Annotated in this window: 16 protein-coding genes and 1 pseudogene; 12 read left to right on the top strand and 5 right to left on the bottom strand. The window is 60.0% G+C overall.

The genetic code is table 11. From position 1 onward, the window contains the following. Positions 1 to 20 precede the first annotated feature (20 nt). The 11 genes and pseudogenes from G6N80_RS07005 to G6N80_RS23530 form a co-directional block, all read left to right on the top strand. A complete protein-coding gene (locus G6N80_RS07005) occupies positions 21 to 248 on the top strand; it encodes a putative signal transducing protein (protein ID WP_062553082.1) in 228 nt (75 codons plus the stop codon). After that, the gene (locus G6N80_RS07000) at positions 245 to 1,015 is read left to right on the top strand and encodes a tRNA1(Val) (adenine(37)-N6)-methyltransferase (RefSeq protein WP_062553081.1); all 771 of its coding nucleotides are present in this window, start codon (positions 245 to 247) and stop codon (positions 1,013 to 1,015) included. Before G6N80_RS07005 ends, G6N80_RS07000 begins: the two co-directional genes overlap by 4 nt. A 96-nt stretch (positions 1,016 to 1,111) precedes the next feature. Next, the gene (locus G6N80_RS06995; RefSeq protein WP_062553080.1) at positions 1,112 to 1,984 is read left to right on the top strand and encodes a S49 family peptidase; all 873 of its coding nucleotides are present in this window, start codon (positions 1,112 to 1,114) and stop codon (positions 1,982 to 1,984) included. Positions 1,985 to 2,118: 134 nt separating this feature from the next. Further along, positions 2,119 to 2,313, top strand: coding sequence for a hypothetical protein (locus tag G6N80_RS06990; protein WP_062553079.1), 195 nt, complete (start codon positions 2,119 to 2,121; stop codon positions 2,311 to 2,313). 119 nt (positions 2,314 to 2,432) lie between these two features. Then, a complete protein-coding gene (locus G6N80_RS06985) occupies positions 2,433 to 3,365 on the top strand; it encodes a glycine--tRNA ligase subunit alpha (protein ID WP_183898023.1) in 933 nt (310 codons plus the stop codon). 103 nt (positions 3,366 to 3,468) lie between these two features. Beyond that, positions 3,469 to 4,020, top strand: coding sequence for a LemA family protein (locus G6N80_RS06980; RefSeq protein ID WP_062553077.1), 552 nt, complete (start codon positions 3,469 to 3,471; stop codon positions 4,018 to 4,020). A 62-nt stretch (positions 4,021 to 4,082) separates the two neighbouring features. After that, on the top strand, positions 4,083 to 5,339 hold the full coding sequence (locus tag G6N80_RS06975) for a 3-phosphoshikimate 1-carboxyvinyltransferase (RefSeq protein ID WP_165132591.1): 1,257 nt from the start codon (positions 4,083 to 4,085) through the stop codon (positions 5,337 to 5,339). Positions 5,340 to 5,366: 27 nt separating this feature from the next. Further along, positions 5,367 to 7,295, top strand: a complete 1,929-nt coding sequence (locus G6N80_RS06970; RefSeq protein ID WP_165136933.1) for a DUF2207 domain-containing protein — start codon at positions 5,367 to 5,369, stop codon at positions 7,293 to 7,295. 126 nt (positions 7,296 to 7,421) lie between these two features. Further along, positions 7,422 to 9,575 (top strand): glycine--tRNA ligase subunit beta, encoded by a 2,154-nt coding sequence (gene glyS / locus G6N80_RS06965; protein ID WP_165132589.1) that lies wholly within the window; start codon positions 7,422 to 7,424, stop codon positions 9,573 to 9,575. Between the two features lie 7 nt (positions 9,576 to 9,582). After that, positions 9,583 to 10,071 carry a 2-thiouracil desulfurase family protein gene (locus G6N80_RS06960; protein ID WP_165132587.1) on the top strand — a complete coding sequence of 163 codons (489 nt, stop codon included), beginning with the start codon at positions 9,583 to 9,585 and terminating at the stop codon, positions 10,069 to 10,071. Positions 10,072 to 10,220: 149 nt separating this feature from the next. Beyond that, positions 10,221 to 10,373: pseudogene (locus G6N80_RS23530) on the top strand (DALR anticodon-binding domain-containing protein); the annotation flags it as partial. Positions 10,374 to 10,440: 67 nt separating this feature from the next. Here G6N80_RS23530 and G6N80_RS06955 read toward each other — a convergent pair. From G6N80_RS06955 to purD, 5 genes are all read right to left on the bottom strand, one after another. Then, entirely contained in the window at positions 10,441 to 10,977 is a 537-nt protein-coding gene (locus G6N80_RS06955; protein WP_062553073.1) for an SRPBCC family protein, read from the bottom strand. Further along, on the bottom strand, positions 10,974 to 11,336 hold the full coding sequence (locus G6N80_RS06950) for an ArsR/SmtB family transcription factor (protein ID WP_062553072.1): 363 nt from the start codon (positions 11,334 to 11,336) through the stop codon (positions 10,974 to 10,976). Before G6N80_RS06950 ends, G6N80_RS06955 begins: the two co-directional genes overlap by 4 nt. Positions 11,337 to 11,489: 153 nt before the next feature. Next, the gene (locus tag G6N80_RS06945; RefSeq protein ID WP_062553071.1) at positions 11,490 to 13,325 is read right to left on the bottom strand and encodes a methyl-accepting chemotaxis protein; all 1,836 of its coding nucleotides are present in this window, start codon (positions 13,323 to 13,325) and stop codon (positions 11,490 to 11,492) included. 390 nt (positions 13,326 to 13,715) lie between these two features. After that, positions 13,716 to 14,201 (bottom strand): plant virulence effector HPE1-like domain-containing protein, encoded by a 486-nt coding sequence (locus G6N80_RS06940; protein ID WP_165132585.1) that lies wholly within the window; start codon positions 14,199 to 14,201, stop codon positions 13,716 to 13,718. A 109-nt stretch (positions 14,202 to 14,310) separates the two neighbouring features. Next, complete coding sequence (gene purD, locus G6N80_RS06935; RefSeq protein ID WP_165132583.1) at positions 14,311 to 15,576, bottom strand: phosphoribosylamine--glycine ligase; 1,266 nt, start codon at positions 15,574 to 15,576, stop codon at positions 14,311 to 14,313. A gap of 172 nt (positions 15,577 to 15,748) precedes the next feature. Here purD and G6N80_RS06930 point away from each other — a divergent pair, with 172 nt between their 5' ends. Beyond that, positions 15,749 to 18,067: a Tex family protein gene (locus tag G6N80_RS06930; RefSeq protein WP_165132581.1), complete on the top strand. Its 2,319-nt coding sequence runs from the start codon at positions 15,749 to 15,751 to the stop codon at positions 18,065 to 18,067. The last annotated feature ends 373 nt before the right edge of the window (positions 18,068 to 18,440 follow it).

Genomic DNA, 18,440 nt, shown 5'->3' with positions numbered 1-18,440 from the left:
GAATCGAGATCGTTTGACGCATGAAAGAACTGATCCGCACCAATGATCCTGTGGTCCTGTCCTTTGCCACCAGCCTGCTGAACGATGCAGGAATTCACTCTCTTGTCGCTGATCAATCGATGAGCGTGCTGGAAGGTTCCCTTGGCCTCCTCCCCCGTCGCCTTCTGGTGGAAAGCGAGCGGGCAGGTGAGGCGCGGCTTTTGCTGGTGGATGCGGGCCTCGGATCGGAACTGCGGACCGAAAAATGAACGAAACACTCGACGCCTTCCATCGCGGCGCATTCTACTTGCTGCAACCGGCGCAGGGGGCGCACCGCGCAGGCATGGATGCCATGCTGCTGGCCTCGCTGGTGGATGACGAGCGTCCCGTGCGAGTGGCGGACCTGGGTGCCGGGGCCGGCGCCGCCGGATTTGCCGTCGCTGCCCGTCTACCGAATGCCGAAGTCGTACTGGTCGAGCGTTCGCCGGAAATGGCCGATTATGCGCGTCGCAATACGGCGATCGAACAAAACAGGGCGCTTGGCTCCCGTCTCGTCGTGATCGAGGCAGATGTGACGCTTCGCGGAAAGGCACGCGTAGAGGCGGGCTTGCCGGATGATCATTTCCATCATGTCATCATGAACCCGCCCTTCAACGATGCACGGGACCGCCGGGCACCAAATGCCCTCAAGGCCGAAGCGCATGCCATGACCGAAGATCTCTTCGAAAGCTGGCTTCGTACCGCAAACGCGATCATGATTCCGGGCGGCCAGCTTTCGCTCATCGCGCGGCCATCATCCGTGGCGGACATCATCGCCGCCTGTGGAAAACGCTTTGGCGGGCTGGAACTGACGGCCATCCATCCGCGACCCGGCGAGGATGCCATTCGTCTTCTGGTGACCGCCATCAAGGGGTCGAAATCCCGTCTTGTCTGGCGTTCTCCGCTGTTCATGCATGGAGAAGAGGGCCATGCCTTCGCGGCCGAAGTCGATGGCCTCAACAATGGCCGCAAGGCCTACCGGCGCAAGGGTCGCTGAGCGATCTGGCCGATGACGCGGAATTTACGGGAACCAACCATTGCGCCCGCCATTCCGTTGCATACATGACGATGAACACCATTCCAAGGAGATGACATGGCAGGCCTTTTGACGCGCATTCTACCGAAGCGGTTCCGCAAGGAAGGCATAGCCATTCCCGTCGTCCGCCTGCAGGGCGCGATCATGACCGGCGGCAGCCAGTTTCGTCCCACGCTGAACCTTGCCAATACGGCCCAGATGCTGGAGCGGGCCTTTGCGAAAAAGGATGCGCCCGTCGTCGCCATCTCCATCAATTCGCCGGGGGGCTCTCCGGTGCAATCGCGTCTCATCTACCAGCGCATCCGCGCGCTTGCTGAAGAAAAAAACAAGCGCGTCCTCATGTTCGTGGAGGATGTCGCAGCCTCCGGCGGCTATATGATCGCGCTCGCAGGCGATGAGATCTTTGTCGATCCGACATCCATTGTCGGGTCGATTGGTGTCGTGTCCGGCGGTTTCGGCTTTCCGGAACTTCTGCGCAAGATCGGCGTGGAGCGCCGCGTCTATACGGCGGGCGAGAACAAGGTCATCCTCGATCCGTTCCAGCCGGAAAAAGAGAGCGATATCGAATATCTGAAGTCCCTTCAGCTCGAAATCCACAAGGTCTTCATCGACATGGTCAAATCCCGTCGTGGAGAAAGGCTTGCCGATGACGAGACCATTTTCTCCGGCCTCTTCTGGACGGGACAGCGCGGCGTCGAGCTCGGTCTTGTCGATGGCATGGGTGAAATCCGCGATGTATTGAAGCGCCGCTTCGGGCCGAAGACGCGGCTGGAACTGGTGGGTTCGGCACGCGGCCTTCTTGGCCGGCGCCTGCCGGGCATCGCCTCGCTTGGCGTCGGCAATGCAGGAGCGGAAATCGCATCCGGTGCGGCAGAGGGGCTTGCGAGCACCCTTGAAGAACGGGCATTGTGGAGCCGTTACGGGCTCTAGAGCATCGGGCGAAAAAGTGGCATCCGGTTTTTCGCTCAACCGATGCGTCAACAAAGAATCTAGAGCGGCGGGCCGTTTCCGATTAGTGTCCGACGCTCTAGGCCCGCCATTTCCGATTCGAGGACTTGTTACCCATGCCGCAGATCCTGTTTCTTGCCATTCTCATCGGCGGAGGCTGGCTGCTGTATCGGAAGTTTGTCAACGATGCGGAGAAGCTGGCACGGCTACGGCGCGCCAAGGAAAAGGAGCGCCAGACGGGTGCCATCGGCACTCTGGTGAAGGATCCGGTGACGGGCGAGTATCGCGTCAAGCGCGAGGATGAGGAATAGAGCGAGGTTCAGAAACGGCCTCAGGCTTGACCCTCACGCCCTCCCGTGGCACCAGACGGGCAAAAATCACGTATACTGGCTCCGGACACAATCCCATGACCACGACCCTTGCTCCGCATATGGACCCGAAGCGCTCTTTCCAGGCGCTGATCCTGACGCTTCACAACTATTGGGCAGACAAGGGATGCGCTGTCCTGCAACCCTATGACATGGAAGTGGGTGCTGGTACGTTCCATCCGGCAACGACTCTGCGTGCGCTTGGCCCCAAGCCCTGGAAGGCGGCCTATGTGCAGCCCTCGCGTCGTCCCTCCGATGGCCGCTATGGCGAGAACCCCAATCGCTTGCAGCATTACTACCAGTATCAGGTCATTTTGAAGCCGAACCCGTCGAACCTGCAGGAGCTTTACCTCGGTTCGCTGGCGGCGATCGGTCTCGATCCGCTGCTTCACGACATCCGCTTCGTGGAAGACGATTGGGAAAGCCCGACGCTCGGCGCCTGGGGTCTTGGCTGGGAATGCTGGTGCGATGGCATGGAAGTCTCGCAGTTCACCTATTTCCAGCAGGTCTGCGGTATCGAATGCTCGCCGGTTGCAGGTGAGCTGACCTACGGTCTGGAGCGTCTGGCCATGTATGTGCAGGGCGTGGACAATGTTTACGACCTGAACTTCAACGGTCGCGAAGGCGAGGAAAAGATTTCCTATGGCGACGTCTTCCTGCAGGCAGAGCAGGAATATTCCCGCCACAATTTCGAATTCGCCAATACCGAAATGCTGCATCGCCATTTCATCGATGCGGAAAAAGAGTGCCAGGCGCTTCTCGCTGCCGGTGCGCCGGGAGACAGCGAAAATCAGCGCCTCCATAAATGCGTCTTTCCGGCCTATGATCAGTGCATCAAGGCGTCCCACGTCTTCAATCTTCTGGATGCACGTGGCGTGATTTCGGTCACCGAACGCCAGAGCTATATCTTGCGCGTGCGCACGCTGGCCAAGGCCTGTGGCGAAGCCTTCCTGCTGACCGATGCTGGCGGCGTCAATCTCGGTGCTGCGGCCTGATCGGGCGAATACCGATACCCACGTCGGCACGGCAGAGAATCCCGATGACAGGAGCGCGCGAAACGATTAGGGTTCGCGCGCTGATCACGCCGGGGAGCCCTTTATGTATGTCGCCTTAGCCGCACTCGCGGCCATCGCCCTCTATGTCGTCTTCATCTATAACGGGCTGGTGAAGTCCCGTCAGATGGCGGAAGAGGCCTGGTCCGGCATTGATGTACAGCTGAAGCGTCGCGCCGACCTCATCCCAAATCTCATTGAGACCGTCAAAGGCTACGCATCGCACGAGCGCTCTACGCTGGAAGCCGTGGTCGAACTGCGCAACAAGGCGCAAGCCGTGCCCTCGGGCGATGTGGCAGGCCGTGCCGCTGCCGAAGGTCTGCTTGGCCAGGCGCTTGGCCGGGTGATTGCGCTTGCCGAAGCCTATCCCGATCTCAAGGCCAACGAGAACTTTGTGGAACTTCAGCGCTCGCTGGAAACCGTCGAGAACGAAATCCAGATGTCCCGGCGCTATTACAATGGTGCTGCGCGTGACCTGAACGTCAAGGTGGAAAGCTTCCCGTCAAATCTCATTGCGGGCCAGTTCGGCTTTGCCAAGAAGCCCTATTTCGAAATTGCCAACGAAGCGGATCGCGCTGTTCCGACGGTCAAGTTCTAGCGGCCGGGCCGTCTTCGAAATCCATGAAAAAAGGGCGCATGACAAGCGCTTGTGAGAGTATAATGAGTGCCGATCAACTGACCATTCTCCCGCCTGACCATTCCCTGAAGGGGCATGTGGCGCCACCCGGTTCCAAATCCATTACAAACCGTGCGTTGCTGCTGGCCGGTCTAGCCAAGGGTACGAGCCGCCTGACCGGGGCGCTGAAGAGCGATGACACGCGGTATATGGCAGAAGCTCTGCGCGCCATGGGTGTGACAGTTGATGAGCCGGATGCAACCACCTTCGTGGTCACCAGTTCCGGCAAGCTCAACCCGCCGTCAGAGCCGCTCTTCCTTGGCAATGCAGGCACGGCGACGCGTTTCCTCACGGCGGCCGTGGCTCTGGGGCAGGGGCGCTTCGTGGTCGATGGTGACCAGCACATGCGCAAGCGCCCGATCCAGCCACTGGTCGATGCCTTGCGCTCGCTGGGCGTTGCCGTGGAAGCACCGACGGGATGCCCGCCGGTGATGATCGATGCAACTGGCCGGTTCGAGAAGAACCGCGTTGTGATTGATGCCGGTCTTTCCAGCCAGTATGTGTCGGCTTTGTTGATGGCGGCTGCCATTGCCGCCGAACCTTTCGAGATCGAGCTGGCCGGTGCTGATATTGGCGCGCGCGGCTATATCGATCTCACGCTGTCTGCCATGCGCGCCTTCGGTGCAAAGGTCGAGCAACCGTCCTCGTCAGTCTGGCGGATCGAGCCGACCGGCTACACGGCGACCGACTTCCATATCGAGCCGGATGCGTCTGCCGCGACCTATCTCTGGGGCGCGGAAGTTTTGACGGGTGGTTCAATCGATATCGGCACTCCGGCAACCGAGTTCACCCAGCCGGATGCCAAGGCCTATGATGTCATTTCGGCTTTCCCGCATATGCCGGCCGTCATCGATGGCAGCCAGATGCAGGATGCTATCCCGACGATTGCGGTTCTGGCAGCTTTCAATCAGACACCAGTGCGTTTTGTCGGCATCGCCAATCTGCGCGTGAAGGAATGCGACCGCATTCGTGCGCTCTCGACGGGTCTGAACAATATCCGTCAGGGGCTTGCGACAGAGGAGGGGGATGATCTCGTCGTCGCCTCCGATCCAGCCCTTGCCGGTCAGACGCTTCCCGCCAGTATCGACACCTTTGCCGACCACCGCATTGCCATGAGCTTTGCACTTGCGGGTCTCAAGATCAACGGTATCACCATCCTTGATCCGGGCTGCGTGGCGAAAACCTATCCGCACTACTGGGATGCGCTGTCGTCGCTCGGCGTCGCTCTGGATCGGGGTTGATCCGGAATGAAGCGCGCCTGCCTGCCAATGTCCCGCCTGTTCCTGCTGCTGGCACTGCTGCAGGCCCTGGCGCTTGGCATGCCGGGCGCAGCGCGTGCGGCGGAATATATTGCGGCCTACCGTTCGGAAATCCAGCTCAGCCGTGAAGGCGATGTGACCGTGACGGAGATCATTACCGTCAATGCGGAAGGCAAGGACATCCGCCGCGGTATCTTCCGCGATTTTCCGCTCTACATGGTGGATGCCAAGGGTAAGCGGCAGAAGGTGGGCTTCGAAGTTCTGACCGTTACGCGCGACGGCCGTCCTGAAAACTGGCGCACGGAGGGCGTTTCCGGCGGTGTGCGCATCTATCTGGGTTCGCCCGAAACGCAACTCGATCGTGGCCTGCATACCTACGAACTGACCTACCGCACCGATCGGCAGATCCGCTATCAGGAAAGCTTTGACGAATTTTTCTGGAATGTCACCGGAAACGGCTGGATGTTCCGCATCGATCAGGCCTCCGCCGTGGTTCAGCTGCCGCCGGGTGTAAAGGCGCTGAACACGACCTTCTTCACGGGTGCCGAAGGCGCAACCGGCAAGGATGCCCGTCGCACCGGCAGCGATACGGCCCCAGGGTTTGTCACAGTGCGTCCTCTCAGCCCGAATGAAGGCCTGACGATTGCCATCGCCATGCCCAAGGGCTCGATCATGCCGCCCAGCGATGCACAGCAGCGCGGCTGGTTCTGGCGCGACAATATCAACTACATCATCGGCGGCACGGGCCTTCTCGTCGTCGCCGCCTATTACTTCTGGTTCTGGCGTCGCGTGGGGCGTGACCCGCCGCGCGGCGTCATGGTGCCACGCTGGCATCCACCGGAGGGTCTGTCTCCCGCGCTGGTGAACTATGTCGACAACAAGGGATTTTCCGGCGAAGGCTGGGATGCGCTGTCGGCCAGCTTCATCGATCTCGCTGTGGGTGGTTATGTTGTTCTGGAGGATCTGAAGAGCAGCATCATCGTGCGGCGAACGGGCAAAGCCGCTCCATCCAGTCTGCCCGCCGGACAGGCCATCCTGCTGCAGCAGCTGGGCGCGAAGGGCGAAGCTTTCACTATCGACAAGGCCAATGGCACGAAAGTGCAGTCGGTCGCCAAGCTCTTCCGCAATGCCATCGAGAAAGAGCATCGCGGTCGTTACTACAAGGGCAATGTCGGCTATATCGTCGGCGGTGTTCTCCTCAGCATCCTGGCTCTCGCTGTCCTTCTGTTCTTCGGCGATTTCGATCCGGATAGCATCGGCTTCCTGGTGCCGTCCGTGGTGTTTGGCGTCGTCTGGGGTGGCTTCGCGCTGAAAGCTGGCCGCTCGATGTTCCGCAAACGCAGTGTGATCGCACGCATCGGCGGCGTCCTGATGTTCGGGGTCTTCGGCTTTATCGGTCTCATCGCCGCAGGCGGTATTCTCGTCGCGGCCCTGGAAGCGCTGGATCATTCGGATTGGCCCGTTATCGCCGTGGTTGGCGGCATCACGCTGATCAATGCCGTCTTTTTTTTCCTGATGGGCGCGCCGACACCGCTTGGCGCCAGACTGATGGACGAAGTGGATGGGTTGAAGACCTATCTCACGCTGGCCGAACGCGATCGCATGAACATGGTCGAGGCGCCGGAAATGTCGCCGCGCCACTTCGAGACGCTTCTGCCCTATGCCGTGGCGTTGGGCGTGGAAAAACCCTGGAGCCGCACTTTCGAGACCTGGCTTGCCACAGCGGCAGCCGGTGCCGCGGCGGCGAGCTATCACCCCGGCTGGTACAGCGGCGACAGCTTCGGCTCGTTTGGAGAAAGCATTGGCGGCTTTTCCTCCTCCATGGCGTCGACCATTGCATCCACCATCCCGCAGCCCGTCTCCTCGTCGTCCTCCGGATTTTCAAGCGGTGGCTCGTCCGGTGGCGGCGGCGGTGGTGGTGGCGGCGGCGGCTGGTAGCTCTGGTCCAAACTCCTTTTTCGCGCCACTCCGCAGATGACAATTCCACGCTGCCTTGCTAAGTCCCGCGCAACACACTGCCAGCCGATAGAATAGACAAGCCCCTGCGGCTCAAGGAACTGAACAATGCCAGATCTTCTCCTAGAACTCCGCTCCGAGGAAATTCCTGCCCGCATGCAGCGCAAGGCTGCGGGCGATCTGAAGAAGCTCGTGACCGATGCGCTGGTGGAAGCCGGTTTGACCTATGAGGGAGCGCGTGAATACTGGACGCCGCGCCGCCTGACGTTGGATATTCGTGGTTTGACGGCCCGTTCCGCCGACCAGCGGGAAGAGATCAAGGGTCCATCCACCAAGGCGCCGGAACAGGCCATTCAGGGCTTCCTGCGCAAGGCAGGTCTTGACTCCGTGGAAGAGGCGCAGGTCGCCTCGGACCCGAAGAAGGGCGATTTCTACGTGGCGGTGATTTCGAAGCCCGGTCGTGCGGCGGAAGAGATCATTGCTGATGTCATGCCCGGCATCATCCGCTCCTTCCCCTGGCCGAAGAGCATGCGCTCCGGTGCCGCCTCCGCGCCCAAGGGCATGCGGTTCAACGGCATTGACGGCAAGGGTTCGGAAAGCCTGCGCTGGGTGCGACCGCTGCAATCCATCGTCTGCATGTTCGGGCCTGAACACGACGAAACACAGATCATTCCGTTCGAAGTGGATGGCATCACGGCCTCCAACGTGACCTATGGTCACCGCTTCCATGCACCGGAGGCCATTACCGTTCGTCGCTTCGACGATTACGTGGCAAGCCTCGAAAAGGCGAAGGTCATGCTGGATGCCGAGCGCCGCAAGGACGTGATCCTGCACGACGCGAAGGATCTGACTTTCGCCAACGGTCTCGATCTGGTCGAAGACGAGGGTCTTCTGGAAGAAGTGTCCGGCCTCGTGGAATGGCCGCATGTGCTGATGGGCGCATTCGAGGAAGATTACCTGCAAATCCCGGCGGAGATCATTCGCCTGACGATCAAGACGAACCAGAAATGTTTCGTCACCCGGCCACAGGGTGTGACCGAAGGCCTCTCCAACCACTTCATCCTCATCTCGAATATCGAGGCGAAGGATGGCGGCAAGGAAATCATCCACGGCAATGGCAAGGTCGTGCGCGCCCGTCTGTCAGATGCCAAGCATTTCTGGACGCGTGACCAGGGCAATCTGCCGGATCTCGAAACCTTGAAGGCTTCCGCAGACAAGTTCGGCCTCGATCTCTCCAAGCCGCTCGACCAGCGCATGGCCAAGCTCGATGCGCTGAACGTCACCTTCCACGCCAAGCTCGGCACGCAGGGTGCACGCGTGGAGCGCATTCGTGCATTGGCGAAGCAGATCGCAGGCGTTGTCGGTGCGGAGGAAACGCTGGTGGACCGCGCCGTGGTGCTTGCCAAAGCGGATCTGCGCACCGAAGCCGTGGGCGAATTCCCGGAACTTCAGGGCCTGATGGGCCGCAAATATGCGGGTATCCAGGGCGAAGATGCGTCCGTCGCCGCCGCCATCGAAGATCATTACAAGCCGCAAGGCCCGTCGGACCGCGTGCCGGAAGACAAGGTCGCCATCGCCGTTGCCCTGGCGGACAAGCTCGATACGCTTGTCGGCTTCTGGGCCATCGATGAAAAGCCGACCGGCTCCAAGGACCCTTATGCCCTGCGCCGCGCGGCGCTCGGTGTCGTTCGCATCATGCTGGAGCGCAAGGTGCGTCTGCCGCTCCTCAGCGTCTTCAAGGATGCCGACCTTCTCTCCTTCTTCCATGATCGCCTGAAAGTCTATCTGCGCGACATGGGTGCGCGTCACGATATCATCGATGCCGTGCTGACACCGGACGCCGATGATCTTCTGCTGGTCGCTCGCCGCGCCGAAGCACTTACCGCCTTCATCACCTCGGAAGACGGCAAGAACCTGCTGGCGGGCACCAAGCGCGCCACGCAACTGCTGGCGGCGGAAGAGAAGAAAGGAACCGTCGTTGCCGATGCCGTCTCTCCGGACCTCTTGAAGCTCGATGCGGAACAGGCGCTTTATGCGGCCATCACATCGGCAACCAGCGAGGCGGCAGCGGCGGTCAAGTCGGAAGATTTCCGTTCTGCCATGGAAGCACTGTCCAAGCTGCGCGGTCCGGTCGATACCTTCTTCGAAGCGGTGCTCGTCAATGATGAGGATCCAGCCGTTCGCGCCAACCGTCTGGCCCTGTTGAAGGCCATCCGCGAGGCGACCGGAACAGTGGCGGACTTCTCGAAGATCAGTGGATAACGAAGAGATGGCGGCAGGCAGGATCCTCATCAGTGCCTGCCTCCTCGGCCAGCCGGTCCGTTATGACGGCAAAGGCAAGCCGCTCCTCCATCCGCTCATCGAACAGTGGAAGGGGGAGGGGCGCCTTGTTGCCTTCTGTCCTGAACTTGCGGGCGGCATGAGCGTGCCGCGTCCTCCGGCGGAAATCGAAGACGGCCTTAACGGCGAGGATGTTCTGGCTGGTCGCGCCCGCGTTGTGGAACTGACCGGTGGCGATGTGACGGCCGCATTCATCGACGGGGCAGGGCGTGCACTCAAGCATGCCCGCGACAACGGCTGTCTCCACGCTCTCTTGATCGACGGCAGTCCATCCTGCGGCTCCCTGGCAATCTATGACGGGAACTTTAAAGGTGTGAAACACGCAGGCAATGGCGTCACGGCAGCGCTTCTGCGCTCCGAGGGGATTGCCGTTTACGCGCCTTCTCAAATTGAAGCGCTGGCCGCGAAACTTTGCTGAAACGCAAAACGCCGGCCTTTCGACCGGCGTCTGCCGTCATCGGATAAAAGCTTGTCAGCCGGCGCGGAAGCCGCGGATAATATGGAGACGATCGCCGGTATCGTTGGCGAGACCCTTGGCAACTGCGGTCGTCTCCTGCGCCTTGGACTCTCTCGCAGCTGCGCGGTCCGGTCGATACCTTCTTCGAAGCGGTGCTCGTCAATGATGAAGATCCTGCCGTTCGCGCCAACCGTCTGGCCCTGTTGAAGGCCATCCGCGAGGCGACCGGCACAGCGGGCGATTTTTCCAAGATCTCCGGCTGATCAAGGCCATGCCTGAATGCCAAAAACTCGGAATGTCCACGCCTTTTACGTCTATGCATCGTCGCGATCAGGTGGGCAGGCGGCGATCGTATTCTGCCTTCAGCCGTGTCCATTCCGTCCAGAAATCCGGACGCGGCGACCCGGTCGATGCTGCCAGCAGCGTGTCGAGATGTGCATGCCAGCCGGCAGAGACCATAAGCAGCATGGCCCGCTCGGCAACGCCGCTATGGGTGATTGTGAAGAGGACTTGGTTGCCTTGCTCTTTGAGGTCGAACACCACCTCCGCAGAGGTTCCCCAAGTGAATGCCAGGCGGCGGGGCGGGTCGATGGCCAGCACCCGACAGGCCAAGCTATGTTCAGCGCCAAATCCTTCTGGTCTCGGGCTGCCCGGTCCGTCTGTCAGGCTGTCATTTCGCCATGTCAGTTCGAATGACGTGCCGACCTCCGGCGTGATTTCGCCCGATGCAAGCCAACGGCTCCGCAGGTCGCTGTCCATCAGATAGGACCAGGCGCGCTCGATCGGACCTGGCAGAAGGCGCTTGATAACAAGCACTGTGGGGCCGGCAAGCGTGCCGTAGCGGTCCTGCATGCTGATGTCGTTCATGTCTGTTCTCCTTCTTCCGTTGATTTGCGGCGGGCGCGGTCGTCCTCGTGAAGCGCACGTTCCAGAGCGTCGAGACGCTCATTCCAGAAGCCCTCGTAGAAGCTTAGCCATCGATAGGCCTCGGCCAGTGGCCGGGGCGACAGGCGGCAGATATGCGTTCGCCCCCGCACCTCGCGTTCAATGAGCCCGGCGCTTTCCAGTGCCTTGATGTGCTTGGAGGCGGCGGCAAGCGAAATGGCATAGGGTTCTGCCAGCCGCGTTACCGTCTTTTCACCGCCCGCCAGTTCGCTGAGCATTCGGCGGCGTGTCGCATCGCCGAGTGCGTGAAAAACCAGATCCAGTTCCGTATGTTCAACCATGTGGTTAAATATACGGCGAAGTTTCAAATAGTCAACAATATGGTTGAATGTTTTTACGGGATTCAGGAATGCCGGTGCCAAGCGTGCCCGTTGTCCTGAAACGCAAAACGCCGGCCTTTCGACCGGCGTCTGCCATCATCGGATAAAAGCTTGTCAGCCGGCGCGGCGCATGCGGTTTGCCATGTCCTGCAAGCCATTGCCGCGTGCGTCAGCGGTGCGGAAGCCGCGGATGAGATCGAGAAGATCGCCGGTATCGTTGGCGAGAACCTCGGCGGATGCGGTCGTCTCCTCTGCCATGGCGGCATTCTGCTGCGTGGCTGTGTCCAGCTGGTTGAGCGCAGAGGAGATGGAGCGCAATGTGGTATCCTGCTCCTGCGCGCTGTGCGCAATCTTGGATACCACGTCGTTCGCCGCTTCGATCTGCGCCGAAATCCGCTTCAAGGCTTCTCCAGCCTGCGAAACCAGTTGAACGCCCTGTTCCACCTGGCCGCCGGACCGCGAGATCTGGTCCTTGATCTCCTTGGCCGCTGCTGCGGAACGCTGGGCGAGTTCGCGAACTTCCTGCGCAACCACCGCAAAGCCCTTGCCGCTTTCGCCTGCGCGTGCTGCCTCGACGCCTGCGTTGAGGGCCAGCAGGTTGGTCTGGAAGGCGATCTCGTCGATGACGCCGATGATCTTGGTGATTTCCGCAGAAGACTGCTCGATACCGCTCATGGCGGTAATGGCCTGCTCGACGATGGAGTCGCTCTGGCGGGCTTCGCCGCTGATCGTCTTCACGCGCTGGGCTGCTTCCTTGGCGCCATCGGCGGTCTGGCGAACGGCAACGGTCAACTCATCCAGGGCCGCAGATGTCTCCTCGAGATTGGCGGCCTGACGCTCCGTGCGCTGCGCCAGTTCGTTCGATGCGCGACGGATCTCTTCCTTCGATACGCCGATGTCGTTACCCTTCAGGCTGACGCGAGACATGGCCTGCTCGAGGTGCGAAAGCGCATCGTTGAAGTTATGGCGAAGACCCTCGTATTTTCCACCCAGGTCGGCACAACGGATGGTGAGGTCGCCCTTGGCCAGCTGTTCGAGCGCGGTGCCGATGGTTGAAACCACGTGAGCCTGTTCGGCGGCTTCGCGACGCTGCGCTTCTTCGGCCCGTACGCGTTGTTCCTCGATCTGCGCTTCCTGCTCCTGCTGGCGTGCCGCCATGGCATGGCGTTCGCGCACTTTCTGCTGAAGCGCCTCGGTCGCACGCGCCATCTTGCCGATTTCATTGTTCATGTCGGTATGCGGAACCGGCATGGTGGTGTTTTCATTGGCGACGGCGCCAAGCGTATCGTGAATGGCGCTCAACGGACGCGTAATCCCACGGATCACGACATAAGCGCCAGCAAGAGCGGCCAGGAACAGCGCAAGAGAGCCACCAGCGGTCTTGATGATGTTTTCGCGGATCTCGGCCTTCAGGTCGTCGGTGTAGAGGCCGGTGATGATGACAATGTTCCAGGGGGCAAAGGCCTTGCCGTAGGAAGCCTTGGGATAGCTGCGATCATTCGGATCCTTGCCAGGCTTCGGTCCGATGAACTCCACATAGCCACCACCCTGCTGACCAAGCCGCACGAGTTCGTCACGATACATGTAACCGGTCGGATCGGGCTTGCCCTTGTTGCTCTTGCCGACGTCCGGGGAGCTCGGATGGAAAATCATCTTGACGTCATAGTCATAGCCGAAGAAATAGCCATCCGGCTCGAACTTCATTGTGTTCAAGAGGCCGTAGGCGCGCTTTTGCGCTTCTTCCTTGCTGAACTCACCCTTCTTCGCACGGTCGTCGAAGTCTTTCAGCACCGAAATCGCCGTCTCCACCTGCGTGCGCAGCATTTCGTAGCGTTCGCGGTAAATGGCTTTTGTGGATGACTGGAGCTGGAAATAGGTCATGGCTGCGAACACCGCCATCATGGCGCCCACGAGCATGAAAAGCTGAAGTGATATGCGCATATTCTTCATTCTGACGACCGCCTATTCGATCTCGAACACTGTCAGAAACACAAGGTGCCGAGGAAGGTTGAGAGAGGCGCTTCCTGCACCCGACGAACGCTACAACGCGTTCCTGGACACAGAGAGTAAACCGGCTTCCTGAAAATTTGGATAATAGAAACTTTCCTGTCACGATGAACGGGAAAGACCTGCTTGACGTACGTCGCCGGTTTCACGGCGATACTACGTACAAAACTCCCCGAAAGGTTGTGGGCAGTTCCTGGTTTGCAGGAAATAGTTTGGCGTCGGGCGTAAAATTACAGAAAAGCTGCGGATCGTTCGCTTTCGGAGATGTCACGCGGATCGTTTGCTCAGTATCAGCTTTGCGCAATACCTATATTCGCGATCGCGAATACTTGGTCAAAGGCTTGGCCTAAGCTCGAATTTCGAGAAATCAGGTGCGGCGGGCTGCTCGACCGGCGTTGCAGCAACAGGCTTCGGGGCAGCATCCGCCGATACGGCGGACGTTGTCGCCCTCTGGTCCACGCCGTCGCTCTTGGTGGGTGACACGGTGCGCGACAGCATGAGTTGCTGTTCGCGCTCGACCCACATCGGGTTGACGCTGACGAAACGAACCGGCGAACCACCCATGAAGTTTTCGGTTCGGGTAACCGCCGGCTTTCCGCCGATTTGCGAAATCGTAACCCGTTCGTGGCCCGCATCCAGCGATGGAACCACGTACTCGGATTTCGAACGCCGGGGCGCTTTGCCGTCACAGTGTGTGCATGCGATCCGCACGACACTGGGTGTTGCCGCAAGAGGCTGACCGGACAGGACAGAGATCGATGTCATGTCTGCCGATACGGCTGCAACAGATGCTACCAGTGCCAGAACAGAGCTGATCATAGCGAATACCCTTCCCGATAATAGGGCAGAGAATTAGCAGAAGAATCTTTCCAAGCAGTCAGGAGGCGCGGTTAATGCATCGTTAACACGTGCAATTGCCGGTCGGCCATTATCCGCGATTGAGCGCTCGCCAGCCAATGTCACGACGACAAAAACCGTTCTCCCAGCGGACTTCATCCACCAGCGCATAGGCTTTTGCCTGTGCTTCGGCCACCGTGCTTGCGGTTGCCGTCAGGTTCAGAACGCGTCCGCCTGTCGCGACCAGTTGCCCGTCCTTGAGCGCCGTCCCGGCATGAAACACCTTCGCCCCATCGCGTGCCTGCGGCAGGTGTTCGATCTGGGTGGCCTTGTCGTAAGCGCCCGGATAACCCTTGGATGCCATGACGACTGTCAGCGCCGGTTCGTCGCGCCACTCAGCACTCACCTGGTCCAGTGTGCCCGTGGAGGCGGCATACAGGATTGGCAAGAGGTCGCTCTTCAGGCGCATCATCAGCACCTGACACTCAGGATCTCCAAACCGCACATTGTATTCGATGAGTTCTGGTCCCTTGGCGGTGATCATCAGCCCCGCGAAGAAGACTCCGGTGAACGGATAGCCGCTCTCTGCCATGCCGCGGATCGTCGGCTCGATGATCTCCTTCATCGTGCGTTGCACCATGTCCGGCGTCATGACCGGGGCGGGAGAATAGGCGCCCATGCCGCCGGTGTTGGGGCCAGTGTCACCATCGCCCACGCGCTTGTGGTCCTGCGCGGTTGCCAGCGCCAGGGCCGTCTTGCCATCGGAGAGGCAGAAGAAGCTGGCCTCTTCACCATCCAGATAGGCTTCGACGACAACCTCGGCCCCCGCCGCGCCAAAGGCACCGGCAAAGCAATCATCCACGGCGGCAAGCGCCTCATCAAGTGTCATGGCAACCGTCACGCCCTTGCCCGCGGCCAGACCATCTGCCTTGACGACGATGGGCGCACCCTGTTCGCGAATATAGGCCTTCGCCGGTTCCGCAGCGGTAAAACGCTGGTAGGCGCCGGTTGGAATATTGTAGCGGGCGCAGATATCCTTGGTGAAACCCTTGGAGCCTTCCAGCTGGGCGGCGGCCTTGGAAGGGCCGAAGACGACGAAGCCGGCGGCGCGCAGATCATCGGCAAGACCCGCCACCAGCGGCGCCTCCGGGCCGACCACAACGAAATCGATCGCCTGCTTCTGACAGAAGGCTATGACGGCTGCGTGGTCTTCCACATTCAGCGACACCAGCTCTGCTTCTTCCGCGATGCCGGGATTGCCCGGCGCGGCATAGAGTTTGGTCAACAGGGGGGATTGTGCAAGCTTCCAGGCAAGAGCATGCTCACGACCACCAGACCCGATCAGAAGAACCTTCATTGCCGCGCTCCGCTGCTGAAAAGAGATGCTGGGCGGTTAAGGGCAGGGGCGGCAAAGGTCAAGGCCATTCGGGCCCGGATCACGGTCTTCAAGCTGTGGAAGTGATCAGGCTGGCGTTGCCTTGCCACGATCTGCCGCTATGGTCGCCGCAGATCTGAGAACAGGATGACTCATGGCTGCCGATAACAAGCTCCTCGCCGCGACCATTGCCGCAGAAATCAACGCCCGCCCGGATCAGGCAGTTGCCGCAATCGGATTGCTGGACGAGGGGGCGACGGTTCCCTTCATCGCGCGCTATCGTAAGGAAGTCACGGGCGGGCTGGATGATACGCAGTTGCGCACGCTCGCGGAACGACTGGTCTATCTGCGCGAACTGGAAGCGCGGCGCACTTCCATTGTCGAGAGCATCAACTCTCAGGGCAAGATGACCGACGAGCTGGCGGTAAAGCTGGCGCGCGCCGTAACCAAGGCAGAGCTGGAAGACCTCTATCTTCCCTATAAGCCGAAGCGTCGCACGAAGGCAGAGATTGCCCGCGAAAAGGGTCTCGGGCCTCTGGCGGACGCCATCTGGGCGAATCGTGCGGCCGATCCCTCAAAGCTGGCGGAAGCCTATCTCTCGCCCGAGGTTGCCGATGTGAAGACGGCACTCGACGGCGCGCGGGATATCGTGGCCGAAACCATTACGGAAAACGCGGACCTTTTGGGCCGCCTGCGCCAGCATATGCGCGACAACGCCACGCTCCGCGCAAAAGTCGTGGATGGCAAGCAGGAGGCAGGCGCAAAGTTCTCCGACTATTTCGATCATTCCGAACGCTGGGCCACGACCCCCGGCCATCGTGCGCTTGCCATGCTGCGCGGCTGGAACGAGGAGTTTCTGACGCTGACCATCGATGTCGATCAGGATGATCCGTCACCGATCAAGCCGACTCACCGCATGATTGCCGGAGCCTTCCAGATTGGCGAGAAGGGACCGGCAGATCGATGGCTGATGGATGTGGCGGGCTGGACCTGGCGCGTGAAGCTTTCCATGTCGCTCTCGCTCGATCTGATGCGCGAATTGCGGGAGCGCTCGGAGGAAGAGGCGATCCGCGTTTTTGCCCGCAACCTGAAGGATCTGCTGCTGGCGGCTCCTGCCGGTTCGCGTGCCACCATGGGGCTCGATCCGGGCATCCGTACCGGCGTGAAAGTGGCCGTGGTGGATGGTACCGGCAAGCTGGTGGAAACGACGACCGTCTACCCGTTCCCGCCGAAGAACGATCTGCGTGGCACGCAGGCCGAACTTGCCAGCCTCATTCGCAAGCACAAGGTGGATCTGATCGCGATTGGCAACGGCACGGGTAGCCGCGAGACGGAAAAGCTGGTGGCGGATATGCTAGCCGCACTTCCAGCTGGTCCAAAGCCCACCAAGGTCATTGTGTCTGAAGCAGGGGCTTCGGTTTATTCCGCGTCCGAACTGGCGGCGGCGGAATTCCCCAATCTCGACGTCTCGCTGCGTGGCGCCGTCTCCATCGCGCGGCGTCTGCAGGACCCGCTGGCGGAACTCGTCAAGATCGAGCCGAAATCCATCGGCGTTGGCCAGTATCAGCACGATGTGGACCAGGGCAAGCTCTCCCGCTCGCTGGACGCCGTGGTGGAAGACGCCGTGAATGCCGTCGGTGTAGATCTCAACACCGCATCCTCGCCGCTTCTGGCGCGTGTCGCGGGCCTTACGCGCACAATTGCCGATGCCATCGTTGTGCATCGCGATCAGAACGGACCGTTTGCAAGCCGCAAGGAACTCTTGAAGGTGGCGCGCCTCGGTGCCCGCACCTTCGAACAATGCGCCGGTTTCCTGCGCATTCCCAATGGCAAGGAGCCGCTCGATGCCTCCGCCGTCCACCCGGAAGCCTATGGCGTGGCGAAGAAGATCGTGGCTGCCTGTGGTCGTGACCTTCGCGACCTGATGGGTGACAGCGCCGCCCTGAAACGGCTCGATCCCAAGCAGTTCGTGGATGATCAGTTCGGTCTTCCAACCGTGAAGGATATTCTCGCCGAGCTGGAAAAGCCGGGCCGCGACCCGCGCCCAAGCTTCAAGACGGCCACCTTTGCGGAGGGCGTCAATGAGATCAGCGATCTGAAGGTTGGAATGCTGCTGGAAGGCACGGTCACCAATGTCGCGGCTTTCGGTGCCTTCGTCGATATTGGCGTGCATCAGGATGGCCTCGTTCACGTCTCACAACTGGCGGACCGCTTCGTGAAGGATCCCCATGAAGTTGTGAAGGCAGGCGATGTGGTGAAAGTGCGCGTGGTGGAAGTGGATGCCAAGCGTAAGCGCATCGGGCTTACCATGCGCAAGGATGGCGGCGAGGCGGCACCGGCTTCCATGCGGGAAAACCGCAGTCCAGGTGCTGGCAATCCCATGCGCCATGCCCAGGCCAAACCATCGAAAAACGAAGGAAGCCAATTGGGCGGTCTCGGTGCGGCCCTGGCTGAAGCGATGAAAAAACGCTGATTATTCATCACCTTATCCTGAAGTTATGGACCCGTCAGCCACATCGGCTGACGGGTCTTTTTATGCCGCACATCAGGGACGCATCGGGAGTTCAGAGCAAACTCCAAAGACCAATTGGCCCCCCATCGCAGTGTTTTTGAGCTGCAAGTATAGTCTTCTCGTTATGTATCTTTCAAATAATGGCAGAAGCATAATCACTTAGGAAATTATCTAGGTGTGATGAATAATGTTTATCTTGGGTTGTGAGTAAAAATTACGCAGAAATATAAAATATAAAAAAATATAACTACAAATTTTATGGACAATATTTATTCTAAAATAGACAAAGTATATTGTGAAATGACGGATTTATTGACAGTATTAAATTTTTATG

The sequence above is a fragment of the Rhizobium rhizoryzae genome (assembly GCF_011046895.1).
Classification (GTDB): Bacteria; Pseudomonadota; Alphaproteobacteria; order Rhizobiales; family Rhizobiaceae; genus Neorhizobium; species Neorhizobium rhizoryzae.
Note: the sequence above shows the minus strand (reverse complement) of the source record. Positions and strands in the feature narration are given on the sequence as shown.